At 71.9% G+C, this 17,658-nt stretch carries 18 protein-coding genes; 7 read left to right on the top strand and 11 right to left on the bottom strand.

Features of this window, described 5'->3' with window-relative positions; genetic code table 11:
- Positions 1 to 243 precede the first annotated feature (243 nt).
- Together ABN273_RS35265 and secY are read left to right on the top strand one after the other, a co-directional pair.
- The gene (locus ABN273_RS35265; protein ID WP_349453435.1) at positions 244 to 1,020 is read left to right on the top strand and encodes a putative hydro-lyase; all 777 of its coding nucleotides are present in this window, start codon (positions 244 to 246) and stop codon (positions 1,018 to 1,020) included.
- A gap of 101 nt (positions 1,021 to 1,121) precedes the next feature.
- Positions 1,122 to 2,411, top strand: a complete 1,290-nt coding sequence (gene secY, locus ABN273_RS35260) for a preprotein translocase subunit SecY (protein WP_502911177.1) — start codon at positions 1,122 to 1,124, stop codon at positions 2,409 to 2,411.
- 118 nt (positions 2,412 to 2,529) lie between these two features.
- Here secY and ABN273_RS35255 read toward each other — a convergent pair whose 3' ends face one another.
- From ABN273_RS35255 to ABN273_RS35240, 4 genes are all read right to left on the bottom strand, one after another.
- Entirely contained in the window at positions 2,530 to 3,180 is a 651-nt protein-coding gene (locus tag ABN273_RS35255; protein WP_349453550.1) for a response regulator, read from the bottom strand.
- Positions 3,181 to 3,356: 176 nt separating this feature from the next.
- Positions 3,357 to 4,286: a sensor histidine kinase gene (locus tag ABN273_RS35250; RefSeq protein ID WP_349453549.1), complete on the bottom strand. Its 930-nt coding sequence runs from the start codon at positions 4,284 to 4,286 to the stop codon at positions 3,357 to 3,359.
- A 44-nt stretch (positions 4,287 to 4,330) separates the two neighbouring features.
- Complete coding sequence (locus ABN273_RS35245; RefSeq protein ID WP_349453433.1) at positions 4,331 to 4,720, bottom strand: PPOX class F420-dependent oxidoreductase; 390 nt, start codon at positions 4,718 to 4,720, stop codon at positions 4,331 to 4,333.
- Between the two features lie 34 nt (positions 4,721 to 4,754).
- Complete coding sequence (locus ABN273_RS35240; protein WP_349453432.1) at positions 4,755 to 5,663, bottom strand: phosphotriesterase family protein; 909 nt, start codon at positions 5,661 to 5,663, stop codon at positions 4,755 to 4,757.
- Between the two features lie 149 nt (positions 5,664 to 5,812).
- On the opposite strand from ABN273_RS35240, the gene ABN273_RS35235 reads away from it, so the two are divergent.
- The gene (locus ABN273_RS35235) at positions 5,813 to 6,268 is read left to right on the top strand and encodes a TIGR02611 family protein (protein ID WP_349453431.1); all 456 of its coding nucleotides are present in this window, start codon (positions 5,813 to 5,815) and stop codon (positions 6,266 to 6,268) included.
- 53 nt (positions 6,269 to 6,321) lie between these two features.
- On the top strand, positions 6,322 to 7,269 hold the full coding sequence (locus ABN273_RS35230) for a TolB-like translocation protein (protein ID WP_349453430.1): 948 nt from the start codon (positions 6,322 to 6,324) through the stop codon (positions 7,267 to 7,269).
- Here the strand turns inward: ABN273_RS35230 and ABN273_RS35225 are convergent.
- On the bottom strand, positions 7,264 to 7,584 hold the full coding sequence (locus ABN273_RS35225; protein ID WP_349453429.1) for a GroES family chaperonin: 321 nt from the start codon (positions 7,582 to 7,584) through the stop codon (positions 7,264 to 7,266). The two genes, ABN273_RS35230 and ABN273_RS35225, sit on opposite strands and share 6 nt — an antisense overlap.
- 49 nt (positions 7,585 to 7,633) lie before the next feature.
- Entirely contained in the window at positions 7,634 to 8,566 is a 933-nt protein-coding gene (locus tag ABN273_RS35220; protein ID WP_349453428.1) for an endonuclease/exonuclease/phosphatase family protein, read from the bottom strand.
- Positions 8,567 to 8,616: 50 nt separating this feature from the next.
- Here ABN273_RS35220 and ABN273_RS35215 point away from each other — a divergent pair, with 50 nt between their 5' ends.
- Entirely contained in the window at positions 8,617 to 9,870 is a 1,254-nt protein-coding gene (locus tag ABN273_RS35215) for an ArgE/DapE family deacylase (protein WP_349453427.1), read from the top strand.
- A gap of 22 nt (positions 9,871 to 9,892) precedes the next feature.
- Complete coding sequence (locus ABN273_RS35210) at positions 9,893 to 10,492, top strand: TetR/AcrR family transcriptional regulator (RefSeq protein ID WP_349453426.1); 600 nt, start codon at positions 9,893 to 9,895, stop codon at positions 10,490 to 10,492.
- Positions 10,493 to 10,517: 25 nt separating this feature from the next.
- Here ABN273_RS35210 and ABN273_RS35205 read toward each other — a convergent pair whose 3' ends face one another.
- The 3 genes from ABN273_RS35205 to ABN273_RS35195 are packed head-to-tail and all read right to left on the bottom strand — an operon-like array spanning position 10,518 to position 13,445.
- Positions 10,518 to 11,321: an ABC transporter ATP-binding protein gene (locus tag ABN273_RS35205; RefSeq protein ID WP_349453425.1), complete on the bottom strand. Its 804-nt coding sequence runs from the start codon at positions 11,319 to 11,321 to the stop codon at positions 10,518 to 10,520.
- A gap of 40 nt (positions 11,322 to 11,361) precedes the next feature.
- Positions 11,362 to 12,369 carry a FecCD family ABC transporter permease gene (locus ABN273_RS35200; RefSeq protein WP_349453424.1) on the bottom strand — a complete coding sequence of 336 codons (1,008 nt, stop codon included), beginning with the start codon at positions 12,367 to 12,369 and terminating at the stop codon, positions 11,362 to 11,364.
- Positions 12,366 to 13,445, bottom strand: a complete 1,080-nt coding sequence (locus ABN273_RS35195; protein WP_349453423.1) for a FecCD family ABC transporter permease — start codon at positions 13,443 to 13,445, stop codon at positions 12,366 to 12,368. The genes ABN273_RS35200 and ABN273_RS35195 overlap by 4 nt, the downstream gene beginning before the upstream one ends.
- 85 nt (positions 13,446 to 13,530) lie before the next feature.
- Between ABN273_RS35195 and ABN273_RS35190 the strand changes: the two genes are divergently transcribed.
- On the top strand, positions 13,531 to 14,550 hold the full coding sequence (locus tag ABN273_RS35190) for an ABC transporter substrate-binding protein (protein WP_349453422.1): 1,020 nt from the start codon (positions 13,531 to 13,533) through the stop codon (positions 14,548 to 14,550).
- Here the strand turns inward: ABN273_RS35190 and ABN273_RS35185 are convergent.
- Together ABN273_RS35185 and ABN273_RS35180 are read right to left on the bottom strand one after the other, a co-directional pair.
- Positions 14,534 to 16,954, bottom strand: coding sequence for a helicase-associated domain-containing protein (locus ABN273_RS35185; RefSeq protein ID WP_349453421.1), 2,421 nt, complete (start codon positions 16,952 to 16,954; stop codon positions 14,534 to 14,536). The two genes, ABN273_RS35190 and ABN273_RS35185, sit on opposite strands and share 17 nt — an antisense overlap.
- Positions 16,955 to 17,032: 78 nt before the next feature.
- Complete coding sequence (locus ABN273_RS35180; protein WP_349453420.1) at positions 17,033 to 17,536, bottom strand: ATP-binding protein; 504 nt, start codon at positions 17,534 to 17,536, stop codon at positions 17,033 to 17,035.
- Positions 17,537 to 17,658 lie beyond the last annotated feature (122 nt).

Here is a 17,658-nt window from a genome sequence, read left to right as displayed (position 1 = left end):
ATGCCGAGGATCTCGATCGCGCCGAGGTTGGCGGACACGAACGCGAGCCCGGTGATCCAGGCCGGCAGGCCGCGGCCGGTCAGGAAGAAGTCGAGGCTGGAGCTGATCCGCCTGCGGGCGGCTTGTTATGAGTACCCCTCAGGTAAGGGCACCCCGCAGGGCGTGGTGGACCGCTGAACGCCGCCGACCATACCCCGCGAGGCGTGGTGGACCGCTGAACGCGGCCCACCATACTGTCAAAGGGTGAACGTCGCCGAGCTGAGTCCGGCGCAGGCGCGGGCGCGTTTCCGCGCCGGCGAGCGGGTGCCCACGGCGGGCTGGTGCCGGGGCTGGACGCAGGCCAACCTGATCGCCGTGCCCAAGCCGCTGCGGTACGACCTGCTGCTGTTCGCCCACCAGAACCCGCAGGCGTGCCCCGTGCTCGACGTGGGGGAGCCGGGGGCCTGGTCCACGCCGCTCTTCCCCGGCGACCTCCGTACCGACCTGCCCGGATACCGGCTCTACCGCGACGGCGAGCCGGTGGCGGACCTCGGCGACGTGGTGGCGCAGTGGCGGGACGACCTGGTGCCGTTCCTCATCGGGTGCAGCTTCACCTTCGAGGCGGCGCTGCTCGCGGCCGGGGTGCCGGTGCGGCATCTGGAGCTGGGGACGAACGTGCCGATGTACGTCACCGACGTCTCCTGCGAGGCGGCGGGCAGCCTGTCTGGGCCGCTGGTCGTGTCGATGCGGCCGGTGCCCGAGGCGCTGGTGAAGACCGCCGTCGAGGTGAGCGGGCGCTACCCGATGGTGCACGGGGAGCCGGTGCACGTCGGTGACCCCGCGGCGATCGGGATCCGGGACCTGGCCCGGCCCGACTTCGGCGACCCGGTGGAGGTGCGGGCGGGGGAGGTGCCGCTGTTCTGGGCGTGCGGGGTGACGCCGCAGGCGGCGGTCATGGCCAGCGGCGTCGAGTACGCGATCGGCCACCTGCCGGGGCACATGGCCATCCTGGACGCGCGCGACGAGGACTACCGCGTCTGACCTGACGTCTGTCGTACGCGGATTTGCGTACGCGGGTGCCTCGTCTCGGCGGACGACCCCGCGGGCCGCCCCGGTCAGACTCCTTGACCATGCTGACCGTCTTGACCAGGACACTTACCGGGGCGTTCCGAGTGCCGGAGCTGCGCAAGAAACTGCTGTTCACGCTGGGCGTGATCGCGCTGTTCCGCCTCGGGCAGCTCATGCCCTCGCCCGGGGTGGACGTGGTGGCCGTCCGGGAGTGCGTGGGGGCGGCCAGGGGCGGCTTCTTCGACATGGTGCAGATGCTCAGCGGGGGCGCGATGCTGCAGCTGTCGGTGTTCGCGCTGGGCGTCATGCCGTACATCACGGCCAGCATCATCATGCAGCTCTTCGCCGTGCTCGTGCCCCGGCTGGACGCGCTCAGAAAGGAGGGGCAGCGCGGCCAGGCCAAGATCACGCAGTACACCCGCTACCTGACGGTCGGGATCGCCGTGCTGAACGCCGGGACGGTCGTCGCGCTGGCCCGCGCCGGGCAGCTCCTGCCCGGGTGCACGCGGCCGCTGCTGCGGGACGAGGGCCTGCTGGCCGTGACCGTGGTCGTGATGACCATGGTGGCGGGGGCCTGCGTGGTCATGTGGCTCGGCGAGCTGATCACGGACCGGGGGATCGGGAACGGGATGTCGCTCCTGATGTTCACGCAGGTCGTGGCCGTCTTCCCGGGGTACATGGCGAAGATCTTCGTGATGAGCCCGATCAGTTTCGTGGTGATGACCGCGGCGGGGCTGTGCCTGGTGGCCGCCGTGGTCTTCGTGGAGCAGGCGCAGCGGCGGATCCCGGTGCAGTACGCCAAGCGGATGGTGGGGCGGCGGATGTACGGGGGAAGCAGCACGTACATCCCGTTGAAGGTGAACCAGGCGGGGATCGTGCCGGTGATCTTCACCTCGTCGCTGCTGTACCTCCCGACGCTGGCGGCGCCGCTGCTCGGGGACGCGGGGCAGGCGTGGGTGGAGCGCAACCTTGCCTCGGGGACCGGTCCGCTCTACATGAGCGTGTACGTGCTCCTGATCGTCGGGTTCGCCTACTTCTACGTGTCGATCACCTTCAATCCCGTGGAGGTGGCGGACAACATGCGGCGGTACGGGGGGTTCGTTCCCGGGATCCGGCCCGGCGGGCCGACGGCGCGGTACCTGGCGTACGTGCTGGGGCGGCTGACCGCGCCCGGGGCGGTCTACCTGGCGGTGCTGGCGCTGCTGCCGCTGGTGGCGTTCGCGATCCTCAAGGATCCGAGTACGCAGCAGAACTTCCCGTTCGGCGGCACCAGCGTGTTGATCATGGTCGGGGTCGGGCTGGACACCGTGAAGCAGATCGAGGCCCAGCTCCAGCAGCGCAACTACGAAGGCTTCCTGAAGTAGCTCCCGCCGCGCCCGCTCCCCTCCAGGCGACGGGCTCCCTCGCGTGGGCCGCGTGGGCTCTTTCGCGTGGGCTCTCTCGCGTGGGCTCTTTCACCCGGGCTCTTTCACCCAGGCTCTTTCACTCGGGCACGCTCAGCCCGGCTCGGATGGCGAACACCACGAGCTGGGCGCGGTCCCTCGCGCGCAGCTTGAGCATGGCGCGGCTGACGTGGGTGCGGACGGTGTCGGGGCTGATCACCAGCTCCTTGGCGATCTCCTCGTTCGACCTGCCGGTGGCCACCCAGGCCACCAGCTCCCGCTCCCGGGGCGTCAGCGTCTCCAGCCCTTCGACCGGCCCGGCGCCGTGCCGCCCGAACATGCCGATGACCTTCTTGGTGATCGCCGGTGACAGCAACGCCTCGCCAGCGGCCACCACGCGCACGGCGTTGACCAGCTCCTCCGGGGCGCTGTCCTTGAGCAGGAAGCCGCTGGCCCCGGCCTGGAGCGCGGCGAAGACGTACTCGTCCACGGCGAAGGTCGTCACCACGACGATCCTGGTGCCGCGCAGTTCGGGGTCCTCGGCGATGGCCCGCAGCGTGGCGAGGCCGTCCATGCCCGGCATGCGGATGTCGAGCAGCAGGACGTCCGGCCGGGCACGGCGGATCAACGCCAGCGCGGCGCTCCCGTCGGCGGCCTCGCCCACGCACTCCATGCCGGGCGCACGCTCCAGCAAGGCCCGCAGCCCCATGCGCACGACCGCCTGATCGTCGGCCACGGCCACCCTGATCACGCCCTCCGACCCGCCGACGATGTCCGGCCCGCCGACGCGCTTGGGCCCGCTGACAGGCTCGGGCACGGTCACAGGGACGGTCTCGGGCTCGGGGGCGGTCACGGGGTCGGGTGCGCGGACGGTCGTGGGATCGAGGGCGGGCGCGCGTTCCGGCGTGGGCACGTGCTCCGGCTCGGTCACGTCGAGGCCTGGGGGAAGCGGGCGATCACCTGGAAACCACCGCCGTCGCGCGGTCCGGCGGCGAAGTGTCCGCCCGCTCCGGTGACATGAGCGCGCATCCCGGCCAGCCCGCGCCCTTCACGAGCGCCCGTCCAGCCCGCGCCACGGTCGGCCACCTCCAGCACGAACTCGCCCGGATGCCCGCCCACCCGCACGAGCGCCCTGGTGGGGCCCGCATGGCGCAGGACGTTGGTCAGCGACTCGCGCACCACCCGGTAGACGGTGCCCTGGAGGTGGACGGGCACGGTGAAGTCCGTGGGCTCGACGTCCACTGGCAGGCCCGCCGCCCGGACGCCCTCGATGAGCCGGGCGAGGTCGCCGCCCGGCGGGTCGATGCCGTCGAGCGCGGCCCGCAGCTGGGCGAGTGCCGTCGTGCTGGTCTCCCTGATCGCCCGCAACGACTTCCGCGCCTGCTCGGGGTCGTCGTCGAGCGCGACGAGCGCGAGCCCGGCCTGCATGGCGATGGCCGCGAGGCCGTGTCCGGCCGCATCGTGCACCTCACCGGCGATCCTGGCCCGCTCAGCCGCCACCACGTCCAGCCTGGCCGCGCCCGGCCCGCCCGCCATCGTGCCCGGCCCCGCCGGGGTGCCGTCCCCGGTCGTGGGCGCAGGGCGCACCGTCTTGAGGGGGCGGGGCGGTGCCGCCGGGATGGCCCACGCGCGTACCGACTCGGCGGAGAGATTGACCTGCGGCGGCTCGGCCTCGGCGGCGGCAGCGGCCGCTGCGGCGCGGGCCTGGGCGAGGCCGCTGAACGACCACGGGACGGCCAGCCAGCCCGCCCACGCCAGCATGACCACGACCGGGACGTCGCCGAGCCGGGTCAGGCGCGACAGAGCGGCCAGCGGCCGGCGCAGGCGGCCCTCCCCGTGCGTGTGCTCCGTCACCATCCCCACCCGGCCAAGGCTCGTGTAGCCCAGATCCTAGCGAGCTTTCACACCTTCCGGGTCTCGGGCGGCCCGGCCAGCCCCCACGAGATGATCTTGTGCGGAGTGATCCTGATGACCTCTCTCGAGAAGAACGGCACCGGCGGATCGGCGTCCGTCAGCGCCTCCGCCGTGCCCCTGATCTCAATGCCGCGCGCCTGCCACGGATCGATCGAGGCCAGGTCGTCCACGACGAGCGCGACGGTGCTCCCCTTGCGGACGTTCCCGAACTTCTTGGACGAGCCCATGGCGTGTCCGCCGATGGTGATCGTGCCCGTCCCGGCGTCGACGAAGTAGCCGACCGGGTTGTTCTGCACCTGGCCGTCCGGCGCCACGGTGGCCAGGCGGCCGAGGTGCTGCGAGGACAGGTAGTCCAGTTCCGTTGATGTGAAAGTCATGCGGCCGAGTCTGCAACCTCAATATCGGTTGAGGTCAACCCAGTCCGTCGGTCAGCCAGCGCAGCGGGTTGTCGTGGGTGATGAGGCCGATCGTGTCCTCGCCGACGCCGGACTCGCGCAGGCGCGGCAGCAGGGTGTCGAAGAGGTGGCCGTAGCCGGGCCCGTCGTACTTGCGCAGCTGCGCGACCCGGCTCAGCGCCGTGCTGATCAGCAGGCGGTCCGCGTGGCCGTCCTCGATGAGGCCGAGCGCGATCCTGGCCGCCTGGTCCGGGCCGAGGCCGAGCACGCCCAGGCTCACGTACGCGCCCGCTTCGGCGATCTTCCTGGCCGCCCCCAGGTCGCTGCCCGCGTAGCCGACGGCCACCCGGGAGCCCGGCAGGCCCTGCCCGAGCAGGATCTCCAGGAGAGCGGGGGCGTTCGCGCCGTGCGTCGCGACGGGGAGGCGCGACTTCAGGGAGGCGCGGGCGGCGGCGATCAGGCAGCGCTCCTCGCGCGGGGTGGGCTCGGCGCCCCAGGAGCCGACCTCGCCGATCACGCCGGGGAACACGCCCATGTCGTCCGCGCCGCTGAGGATCTCATCCATCAGCCGGCTGGTGAGCGAGTCCACGTCCGCGTCTCCGGCGTCCGTGAACGGCTCCGCGAAGAGCCCGGTCGAGGCGATCACCGGCACCCGGCTGCCCGCCGCCATGCGGGCCAGGGCGGCGGCGTCGCGGCCCATGCCCATGCAGGTCAGGTCGACCACCAGGCCGAGCCCGCCGGACTGGCGCAACTCGCGGAGCTCGGCGGTGACGGCGTGCTCCTCGTCGAGCCAGCGGTACGGGTCGGAGTCGACGCCGACCCCCCAGCGCAAGTCGGTACGCAGATGCTCATGGGGGAGCACGGCGCCGGTGATGGCGGCGGCGCGTACGGGACCGGTGACGGTACGGAGCAAAACGTCGGGCATATCAGACATTAACCGATGTTTGCCGGATGCATTCCGTCCAGGCCGGAAAATTTACCGTATGGCGGGTTTGCTGTTTTGCTAGTCGGCTGCAAGCAGTCACCGGTTGGCGCGCCGTATCCTGGGTGGCACACCGACTGCCGGGGGGAAATGTGCAGGTTCAGAACTCCGACACCGGCGACGCCGACGTGATCAAGGGCGAGGCCGCCGACCGCTCCAGCATGCCCGGGCGCCGTACGGGCCTGCATGGCTGGCTGGACGGCATCAGGTCCACGCGCACGGGCGCCCTCACGCTGAAGATCGTGTTCGGCGTGATCGGGACTGTCATGGTGGTGGCCGGGCTGATCATGGTGCCGTTCCCCGGGCCGGGGTGGGCGGTCGTGTTCGCGGGGCTGGCGGTGCTGGCCGTGGAGTTCCACTGGGCGCGCAAGGTGCTGGACTTCGGCAAGCGCACGTTGCATGCCTGGATGGAGTGGTACAAGCAGCAGGGCTGGCTCGTCCGCGTCGTCGTGCTCGTCGTGACGGTGGCCGTCGCCGGGGTGATCGTCTACTTCGGCCTGCGTACGCTCGGCATCGACCTGATCGCGATCGCGCAGCGTTACATCTAGACCCGGTCGGTATCGCGCCCGAAATTCCGTACTTACCTGTCTATTCTGCGGGCGTGCTCGCCAAAATCGCCATCGCGCTGTCCATGACGCTCTCCGCGGGTTACGCGGGGCCCGCGACGCTCCCCGCCGCAGCCAGGGCGGACCTCGTGCTGCCCGGCACCGGCGGTATGAAATATCGCGAAAAAACGGGTGATCCGGTACGCCTGGCCGCCTACGGCCTCGGCACCAGGCGCACCTACCTCAGATCCGCGGCCGGCGACGCCTTCGCCTGGGAGAAGGCGCTCTCCGAAGTGTCCGTCTCGCCCGGCGACCGCCTGACGGCAGGCGTGCCCGGCTCGTACCGGTCGGGCTATGACTCCCTGGTCGTCACCGACCGCACGACCGGCGCCTCGACCAGGATCCGCACGGTCAAGAAGCCGCTGACCGCCTCCTACGCCTCCTGGTCCCGAGACGGGAAGCGGATCGCGCTCACCGTCGAGCAGAAGGTGGGCGGCAAGTGGCGCGTGCTCGGCTTCACGGTCGTGGACGTGGCCGCCAAGACCGCGCGCACGGTGCGGGTGCCCGGGCTGGGCCGGAACGCGGGCTTCTGGTGGAGCCCCGACGGCAACCTCGTCTCCATGTACGGCACGGGCCTGCGTGTCTACCGAGCCACCGATGGCGCGGTCATACGCACCTACGCGGGCGCCGGCCTGCCGACCGGACCCGAGGACTCGTTCTCACCGTCGGGCAGGCGGCTGACCACGTGGTGCCCGTCGCGCTTCAAGGAGCAGCTCTGCCTGGTGGACCCGGTCACCGGCAAGATCGCCCAGCGCGTGAACGCACGGCCCGAGGCGCTGTTCGGCTGGTGGGACGAGAACCACGTGATCGCCGTCATGGCGCACGGCACCGCCTACCGGCTGACGGTGCTCGATCTGAACGGCAAGGCGACGCGCGTGCTGGCGGACGTGCCGCGCACGGCGTGGGCGTCGGACCTCTGGCTCTCCTTCATCCGCGTGTCATAGGTAGAGACCGGTGCCGTGGTCGGTCTCCTGGGTGGCCACCGCGTGCAGGTCGCGCTCGCGCATCACGAGATAGATCTGCGCGTGCACCTCGACCTCGAACTGCTCCTCCGGGTTGAACAGCACCTTGTCGCCCACCTTGACCGAGCGCACGTTCGTGCCGACGCCGCACACCTCACCCCAGGCCAGCCGGTTGGCCATCTTGACCGTCGCCGGAATGACGATCCCGGAGCCGCTGCGCCGCTCCTCGGCCTCCTGCTCCAACTTGATCATGACCCGGTCGTGCAGCATCTGAATCTCGAACTTGGGCTCTACCACAGCCCCAAGTTTACGAGCCACGACACCCGCGAAGCTCCGGAAGTCGCGATCAAGGCAGCCTGAGCTCGGCGAACACGGGCCGGTGGTCGGTATGCGCCAACCGCAGCACCTCGAAGTCCCGCACCGCCATCCGCGAGTCCGCCAGCACGTGGTCGATCGGCACGCCGGGCAGGTTCTGGTCCGAGCCCTCCTGCGGCCAGGTCGGCACGAATCCCAGCCCCATGACGTCGGCCGCGTCCCGGTAGCCGCTCGCCAGCAGCTCGCGCACCGGCAGGTGATCGAGGGTGGCGTTGAAGTCGCCCGCCAGCACCCGCAGCTCCTTGCCCGCGCGCGGCAGTGCCGCCAGCCCCGCCTGCCAGCACGGCTGCCGCCCGATCCGCTTCGGGGCGCACGGGTGCACGGACACGATCTCCACCCGCGCCCCGCCGGGATGCGTGAGCCAGGCCCTGGCCTGCCCGAACCCGCCGTACTTGATCGTCTCACCGGCCTTCAGCGGGTGCCGGGCGTACACCGCCGACCCGCCGACCCCTTCCAGCGGACGCGTGACGGCGTACGGCAGCACCTTGCGCACTCCCGCCTCGTCCAGCCGCCGCATGGCCTCCGGTGTGAACTCCTGCAACGCCAGCACGTCCGGCCGCAGACCGGTGACCTGCGCCATCAACTCCGCCGTGTCCGCCCGCCCCACCAGCAGGTTCGCCGCGAGCACCCGCAGCGCCGGCCCGCCGGCCTCGGGATTGCCGTCGGCCAGCGCGCGGGGGAGCATGACAGGCGTCAGCGCCAGCACCGAAACCAGCGCGACCGTTCCGGCCGCCCACCGCCTCAGCAGGCAGGCCAGCACCAGGACCACCACCGTCGCGAGCACCGCGTACGGCGTGTACGCCACCATCGGCACCCACGGCCAGTCCGGCTCGAACCCGCTCAGCCGCACCACCGCCCACGCCGCGAACGGCGCCACCACGATCCAGCTCACCCATGTCCGCACGCCATGTATCGCCACAAAGAGCGGTTCGGGTTCATGAGAAGCTGTGCGCCATGCGCGACGTGGAAGCCAGGGTGCTGAACGCCATCGACGAGGCCGAGACCGTGAGCCTGCTGGCCGAGACCGTCAGGGTCCCCAGTGTCACCGGCACCGACGCCGAGTCGGAGCTGCAGCACCGCTTCGCCCGCCTGCTCACCGAGGCGGGCATGGACGTGGACGTCTGGCAGCTCGACCTCGCCGACCTGACCGGCCGTCCCGGCTTCCCCGGCACCGAGGCGCCCAGGACCGAGGGGTACGGCGTCGTGGCCGTCACCGAGGGTGAGGGGCCGCCCGCGCTCGCGCTCCAGGGTCACGTGGACGTCGTCCCCACCGGTGACCTGGCCAAATGGGAGGGCAGCGACCCGTTCGCCGCCCGAATCACCGGCGACGTGCTGCACGGCAGGGGCGCCTGCGACATGAAGGCGGGCCTCGTCGCCAACCTGGCCGTGGCGCGGGCGATCAGGAAGGCCGGGATCAGGCTCGCCAGGCCGCTGGCCGTGCACTGCGTGGTCAGCGAGGAGGACGGCGGGCTCGGCGCGTTCGCCACCCTGGCCAGGGGGCACACGGCGGAGGCCGCGGTCATCACCGAGCCCACCAGTGGCGCGGTCATCACGGCCAACGCGGGCGCGCTGACGTTCCGGCTGGAGATCGCCGGGCGGGCCGCCCACGGGGCCACGCGGTACGAAGGGGTCAACGCGGTCGAGGCGTTCTGGCCGGTGTTCGAGGCGATCAGGCGGCTTGAGGCCGCACGTAACCAGGACGTTCCCGGCATCTTCCAGGGGAACGTGATGCCGTACCCGATCGAGATCGGGACCGTGCGCGCGGGGGACTGGGCCAGCACGGTGCCCGACCTGCTGGTGGCCGAGGGGCGGCTCGGGGTGCGGCTGGACGAGGACCCGGCGGCGGCACGCGCGGCGTTCGAGGAGGCCGTCTGGGGCGTGGCCCATCCGTGGCTGCGCGACAACCCGCCGGTGGTGACGTGGCCGGGCGGGCAGTTCGCCAGCGGGCGGCTGCCCGCGGGGCACGCGCTGCTGTCCGAGGTCACGTCGGCGGTCGCGGACGTGACCGGCCGACCGCCTGCCGAGACGGCGGCGCCGTACGGGAGCGACCTGCGGCTCTACGCGGCCGGCGGGATCCCGACGCTGCACTACGGGCCCGGGGACGTGCGGTTCGCCCATGCGCCCAGGGAGCAGGTGGACCTGCGCGAGCTGCGCGAGGTCACCCGGGCACTGGCACTGCTGGCCGTGCGCCGTTGCGGAGCTGGGTGACTGGCGGACTATAGTCCGGATCATGTCGGAGTCATTGGAGCTGCTCATCGGCAAGCCCGTACGGGAGCGCGCGGACGCGGCGCGCAACAGGGAGAAGGTGCTGGCGGCGGCGGCCCGCCTGTTCGCCGAGAAGGGCGTGGAGGCGGTCTCGATGGACGCCATCGCGGCGGAGGCTGAGGTGGGCAAGGGCACCCTTTTCCGCCGGTTCGGCGACAAGTCGGGGCTCGCCGTGGCGCTCCTGGACTCCCGCGAACGCGACCTCCAGCAGCGCATCCTGTCCGGCCCGCCGCCCCTCGGGCCCGGGGCGCCCGCTCCCGAGCGCCTGTCCGCCTTCGTGGCCGCCTACCTGGACTACCTCTTCGCGCACCTGGACCTGGTCCGCATGTCGGAGACCGCCAGCCCGGGGGCCCGCTACCGGATCGGGGCCTACCGCTTCTGGCACCGGCACGTGGCCATCCTCCTGGCCGAGGCCCGGCCGGGCGGCGACGCCGACGCCCTGTCCCACACCCTGCTCGCCGCGCTGGGAGCGGAGGCGGCGGGTGTCCTGAAGGACGAGTGCGGCTCGACCCGGGCGATCGAGGCCGTCACCACCCTGGCCACCGGCCTCGCCACCGGCCGCTGACCCCGCCCCGAGCCCCGGGGCGGGGTCAGGCGGTGGTGGGGATGCGGCGGCGGGACTCCGGGACGATGAGCGGGGTGCCCGACTGCGGGTCAGGGATGATCTCGCAGCGCAGGTCGAACACCCGGTGCACCAGTTCCGGCGTGACGATCTCCGCCGGGTCGCCCTCTGCGACGATCTCGCCGGCCCGCATCACGATCAGGTGGGTCGCGTACCGGCAGGCCTGGTTCAGGTCGTGCAGGACGGCCACCATCGTGCGCCCGGCCTCGTGCAGGTCGGCGCAGAGGTCCAGCACCTCGATCTGATGGGAGATGTCCAGGAACGTGGTCGGCTCGTCCAGCAGCAGGATCGGCGTCTCCTGGGCCAGCGCCATGGCCAGCCACACCCGCTGCCGCTGCCCGCCCGACAGCTCGTCCACGATGCGGTCGGCCAGCTCCGCCACGTCGGTGGCGCGCATGGCCTCGGCCACCGCCGCCTCGTCCGCGCGCGACCACTGCCGCATGAGCCGCTGGTGGGGGTAGCGGCCCCGGGCCACCAGGTCGGCCACGGTGATCCCATCGGGCACGATCGAGCTCTGCGGGAGCAAGCCCAGCCGCCGCGCCACCTCCTTCGAGGGCAGCGACGTGATCACGCTCCCGTCCAGGTGCACGGCGCCCGCCCTGGGCTTGAGCATCCGGGCCAGGGCGCGCAGCAGGGTGGACTTGCCGCAGGCGTTCGGGCCGATGATCACGGTGAAGGACTCGTCGGGGATCGCCACGCTCAGGTCGGTCGCCACCACCCGCTGGTCGTAGGCGAGAGTGAGGCTGGTGCCTGACAGTCGGGCGGCGGCCATCAGCGCCCGTCCTTTCCTGGCGACGGTTCTTCCAAGGGCATCAGTGGCGGTCCTTTCGCAGCAGCAGGGCGAGGTACGTGCCGCCGATCGCGGCGGTCAGCACGCCGACGGGCAGCTGGGTCGGGGCGAGCACGCGCTGCGCGGCCAGGTCGGCGGCGGTCAGCAGGACGGCCCCCATCAGCGCCGACGCCCCCATCGTCACCCCGGCGGAACGGGTGAGCCGCCGGGCGAGCTGAGGTGCGGCGAGCGCGACGAAGACGACCGGCCCCGCGGCGGCCGTGGCCACCCCGGACAGCAGCACGCCGACCGTGATCGCCACCGCGCGCACAATCTCGACCCTGATCCCCATGGCCTTGGCCGCGTCGTCGCCCATCTCGATCATCCGCATCGGCCGCGCCACGAATGCGCACACCGGCAGCAGCACGGCCAGCGCCAGCGCCATGGGGATCGCGTGGTCCCATCCGCGCCCGCTCAGGCTCCCGGTGAGCCAGGCGCCCGCGGTGGCCGCGTCGTTGATGTTGGCCCTGGTCAGCAGGTACGAGTTGATGGCCAGCAGCAGCGCGTTCGCTCCGATGCCGACCAGGACCAGCCGGTAACCCTGCACGCCGCCCCGGAACGCCATCGCGTACACCAGCGCGGCCGTCACCACGCACCCGGCCAGCGCGCCGCCGGCGATCGTCATGGCCGAGCCGCCCGCGACCACGGCGACGATGCCGCCCGTCGAGGCGCCCGCGGTGAAGCCGATGAAGTCGGGGCTGCCCAGGGGGTTCCTGGTGAGGCTCTGGAAGATCGCGCCGCTCACCCCGAACGCCGCCCCGACCAGCAGCCCCGTCACCACGCGAGGGGCGCGGAGCTTGCTGACGATCAGCTCGGCGACCGGCGTGCCCTGACCGAAGAGCGCGGAGACGATGTCGGGCACGGGAACGGTGAACTCGCCCGTCGAGATGGCCGCCACGGTCACCGCGCAGGCGACTGCGACGAGGGCCGCGCCGACGACCAGGGCGCGGGGCGCGAGCCGTACGGACCAGGGGCCGACGCGGATGGTCACAGCGCCGCCACCCGCTTCCGCCGGGCCAGCGCGATGAAGATCGGCGCACCGATCACCGCCCACACGATCCCCACCTGCACCTCTCCGGGCCGGGCGATGACGCGGCCCACGACGTCTGCCCCCAGCAGCAGCACCGGCGCGGCCAGCGCCGAGTACGGCAGCACCCACCGCTGGTCGGGCCCCACCAGCGCGCGAACGGCGTGCGGCACGATCAGCCCCACGAACCACAGCGGCCCCGCGGCCGCGGTGGCGGCGCCGCACAGCAGCGTGACGGCCACCCCGGCGAGGATCCTGGTACGGTTCACGGCCACGCCCAGCGACTTGCCCGCGTCGTCGCCGAGGGCCAGCATGTTGAGCGGCCTGGCCAGCAGCAGGCCGAGCACCAGCCCCGCTACCATGAACGGCGCCAGCCGCACCAGCGTGTCGGCCGTCTGCCCGGCCAGCGACCCGGTCAGCCAGAACCGCATCCGGTCGAACGTCTGCGTGTCCATGCGCAGGAGCGCCGAGGCCACCGCCGTGCACACCATGCCGAAGGCGACGCCGGCGAGCGCGAGCCGTACCGGGCTGGAGCCCGAGCGGCCCGCGGAGGCCAGGGCGTACACGACGACGGAGGCCAGCGCGGCGCCGCCGAACGCGAACCACACGTAGATCGCGGGGTCGGACAGCCCGAACAGGCCGAGCGCCAGCGTGACGCCCAGCGCCGCGCCCTGGTTGATGCCCAGCAGGCCGGGGTCGGCCATGGGGTTGCGGGTGAGGCTCTGCATGAGCGCGCCCGCCAGTCCCAGCGTGGCGCCCACACCGAGCCCGAGGAACGTGCGCGGGATGCGCAGCTCGCGGATGACCGTGTGGTCGCTGGAGCCGTCCGGGGCGAGGAAGGCGTCGATCACCGTCGACAACGACATGGACCGCGCACCCAGCGCCACGCTCGCCAGCGCCACCAGCGCCAGCACCGCCACCGTGACGACGAGCCCACCCGCCAGCACGACGACCCGCCCCGTGCCACGCCGCCCGCCCTCCGCCGCACCCTCGTGCCCGCGCTCGGTCGCGTCGTCGCGCTCGGTCGCGCGCGCCGTCACGGCTCCCCCTCTCGTAGTGGTCAAACTTAGGCAAGGCTAATCTAATGCCCCAATACGAAGGCAAGCCTAACCTTAGGAGATGTTCATGTCGGGACCGGTACTGGCTCGAAGGAGCTTCCTGGCGTCCACCGCAGGACTCGCGGCGGCCCTGACGCTGGCGGCGTGCGGCGGCGAATCAGCCCCCACGGGCTCCTCCACTGGCGCCGCCCCCAGCGCGTCGGCGCCCGCCGCTCAGAGCTGGACGTTCACCGACGACCGCGGCAAGAAGATCGACCAGCCCAAGCCGCCCGCCAGGATCGTCGCCCAGGTCGGCGCGGCCGCCGCCCTGTGGGACTTCGGCGTGCGCCCCATCGCCGTCTTCGGCCCGCACAAGCTCAAGGACGGCACCAAGGACCCCCAGGTCGGCAACGTGGACATCACCAAGGTCGAGGGCCTGGGCAACGTCTGGGACGAGTTCAACGTCGAGAAGTACATCTCGCTCCAGCCCGACCTCCTGGTCAGCAGCATGTACATCAAGGGCACCCTCTGGTACGTGCCGGAGAAGTCCAAGGACACCATCGAGCAGGTCGCCCCGACCGCGGGCATCATGCTCACCGGCCGCAGCGCCACCCAGGTGATTGGCAAGTACGAGGAGCTGGCCAAGTCGCTGGGCGCGAGCATGCAGGGCGTGGATGAGGCCAAGGCCCGCATGGAGGCCGCCACCAAGGAGCTCGCGCAGTTCAAGAACCTCAAGATCCTCATGATGTCCGGCGGTCCCGACGCGATGTGGGTGGTCAACCCGCCGGAGTACCCGGACATCGTGCACCTCATGGACGCGGGCCTGGACGTCGTCAAGCCCGCCAAGGTGGACGAGGGCGGCTTCTTCCAGACGCTGAGCTGGGAGAACGCCGACGAGTACGACGCCGACGTGATCCTCTACGACACCCGCACCCAGTCGCTCAAGCCCGAGGAGATGCTGAAGAAGCCCACCTTCGCCAAGCTCCCCGCGGTCAAGGCCGGGCAGCTCTACCCGTGGAACGCCGAGGCCCCCTACAGCTACCAGGGCTACGCCGCCTTCCTCGAGGGGCTGGTGGCCAACCTGAAGAAGGCTAAAGAGCTCCCCTGACCTCGACGATCTCGGCGAGGGGGAACTCCAGGTAGTCGCCTGCCTCCTCGCACCACGCGTCCAGCGCGCCGCCCTTGAGCTCGCCATGGCTGATCGTGGCGGTCAGCCCGTCGGTCAGCGTGATGCCGGCGCGCACGCCCCGGTCGACCACGAACCCCAGCAACGACTGCTGCGCCGTCGGCAGCCTGGTGGCCATCCTGCCGATGATCGCCCACGTGCGGCCGTTCGTCGCGTCCTCGGACCGGCCGGCTTCGACCAGGCGGCGGGCGTGCTCGTACGGGTCGGGCGCCGGCTCGGCGAGCATGTAGGGGGGCGGCTCCAGCTCCGTGAGGCCGGGAAACTCCGACAGCTCGGCCACCCGGCCCCCGGGCAGCAGGATCAGCTTGCCGCCCGGCGGCTCCTCGTGCCTGGCCCGGTGGATGGTGATCTCGCCGGTCTCGGAGACGGGCACGGGGGAGTAGCCGACCTCCCGCAGCGCGGCCAGCGTGCGCTCGGCCGGGGCCGAGCTCACCAGCACCGTGGGCGCGAGCAGCCGCAGGCCCAGCCTGCCCAGCCGCCGGTGCGCGGCGATCTCGGCCAGCAGCGTGGGGTCGCCGGCCTGGATGACGGATCCGACCGTGGTGACCGTGACCTCGCCGTGCCTGCGCGCGGTGTCGCGTATGAGGTATTCCAGCGGCTGCGGGATCGTGCCGACGCCGGCCAGCTCGTCGAGCAGATCGTCGGCGTCGTAGCCGCGGTCGAGCGCGCGGCGCAGGCTCTCGGTCGTGAAGCGCCAGACCGAGGCCGCGCCCCGCGACTCGCGGTCGGCGGCCCGGTCGAGCAGCGCCGCCAGCTCCGCCGACGGCGGCCCGGTCACGACCGCGGTCAGGTCGGGCCCGAACAGCGCGCTCCTGCGCACGCTGGCCAGGGCCCTGGTGGCGGCCTCGGTCAGCACGGGGTCGTGTTCGACCATGGGTACGGCGTCGTCGTTCTCGTCGCCCGGTTTGGCGGCGAGCCCGGCCAGCGCCCTGCCCAGGTCGGTCACCGCGTTGTTGGCCAGCAACCCCAGCAGCGTGGCCTCGTCGAGCACCGCGGGCGCGCACGCCACCAGCAGCTCCAGGTCGAGCAGCGGCGTGTGCCAGTGGACGTTGGCCACGAGGCTGTCGCGGTCGGCGAACGCCGTGCCCGCCGGCAGGTCGGCCAGGCCCGACAGCACGGCCCTGCGGACCTGTGCGACCGCGCTGCCCGATGGGTCGTCGCCGAGCACGGTGCCGTACTTGCCGTCGACCTTGCGGAGTGACGAGCGCTCCATGCGCCACCACGCCGCCAGCAGCACCCGCAGCCGCGCCGACCCCTCGTCGAGGCGCCACCGGTCGAACCGGTCGGTGGGGATCATGCCGCCCGACGGCTCGTCCCAGGCCAGCAGCCGGGCCACCGCGCAGACCTCCAGCAGCAGCCGAGTCTCGTCCTCGTCGCAGCCGGTCTCCTTGGCGATCCTGCGTACCTCGCGCACGCCCACGCCGCCGGTCTTGAGCAGCGGCAGCGGCGTCTTGGCGGTGTTGTCGAGCAGCGCCGCGCACCGCTCGACGACGTGCGGCGCGGCCAGGGTCATCAGGTGGTCCACCTCTTCGGGATCGACCGGGATCGTGGCCACCTCGGGCGGCTCGGGCCGGTAGGCCGGGTGGTAGCCGGGACCGCGCAGGCAGATCGCCACCTCGCGGGGGATCTCCGCGACGTGCCAGCTGGGACGGAAGAGCAGGCCGTGGTCGGCGCACCACTTCTCCGCGGTGCCGGGTGTGACGAATCTGCCGCCGTCGACGTTCAGCGCGGGGCCCTGCCAGGCGAACCGGTCGAGCAGCGGGATCGTGCCGTCGGGTGCGCCGCGCACCAGCGCGTTGACGCGTTCACGGTCGCTCAGCGCCTGCGTGACGCGGGTGATGACGCGGCGCTTGTTGCCCTGGGAGGACAGGCCGAGGTTGCGGGCGAGGGCGTGCAGCGCGTCGTTGCCGATCGACCAGCTGTTGAGGTAGTGGTCGAGCGGCTCGCCCAGGCCGAGCGGGGCGGACCACCAGCGCGCGACGCCCTCCGCGAGGTGGATGACGCAGTCGTCGCCCGGCCAGGCCAGCGCGTGGTCGTAGAGGTATTCCAGCCAGGGGGTCACCTCTTCGAGCGGCGCGTCGACGAAGTCCGCCAGCCGTTCGGCCGTGGGGCGGGTCATGGCCAGGGCCGCCTCGGCCAGCTGCAGGCAGGGCAGCGGCAGGCAGCGCAGCGTCTCCATCACGGCGAAGCCGTTGCCCAGCCGCTGGGCGAGGGTGTCGAGGCGCCGCGGCCAGGGCGCGGCGATGGCGTCGGGCCTGTTGGCCAGGATGCGGCCAAGTCTGTCTTCGTTCAGTGTTCGCAGCCAGCCGAGCAGGTGATCTTCCATCTGTCAGCACTCTCATGGGGTCGCGCGCGGGACTCACCGTGAGCCATGAGCATCCACGGTAATGCAGATCACCCCCGGTCAGGAGAGGACTGCCCAGACGATCTTCCCGTGAGGTGCAAGTGCGGACCAGCCCCAGCGAAGGCTGAGTGATTCGACGATGTGGAGTCCGAGGCCGCCGGTGTCAAGGGGGCCAGGGTATCGCAGCACCGGCACCGATGCGCCTGGATCGGTGAAGGCGCAGGTGACGAGGGGTCCCCGGCGCACCAGGGACATGTGGACGGAACACTTGCAGTGGGGCTCGTCGAGGCGCAGGCCGTGGCGGAGGGCGTTGGTCGCGAGCTCGGAGACCACCAGCTCCATGTTCTCGATCAGCTCGCCGAGCTTCCATCCTGACAACGCGCCGGCGGTGAAGCTGCGGGCCGAATGGACGGAGGCCGGGCTGGGCGGGAGCACGAACGTGGCGCTCGAGTGCGGGCCGGGGACCAGCAGATCGCGGGCCGCCTCCGGCCACCAGCCGACCGGAGGCCACCAATCGAACGTGGTCCACTGGCCGGGCGCCGTGGTGGATTGCACGGTGATCATTCTGCGACAAATCCTCGTGCAGGTGCAAGAGCGAATGCACGTGCAGACAACCCGTGCACACGCTACGGTTGCCCTCAAGATGGTCAATATGGGGGAAAGGGGATCTTGTCCGCGGCCCATGA

This window comes from Nonomuraea sp. B19D2 (genome assembly GCF_040137845.1).
In the GTDB taxonomy this organism is placed as follows: domain Bacteria; phylum Actinomycetota; class Actinomycetes; order Streptosporangiales; family Streptosporangiaceae; genus Nonomuraea.
The sequence above is the reverse complement of the archived record's forward strand: the minus strand, read 5'-3'. Positions and strand labels throughout refer to the sequence as shown.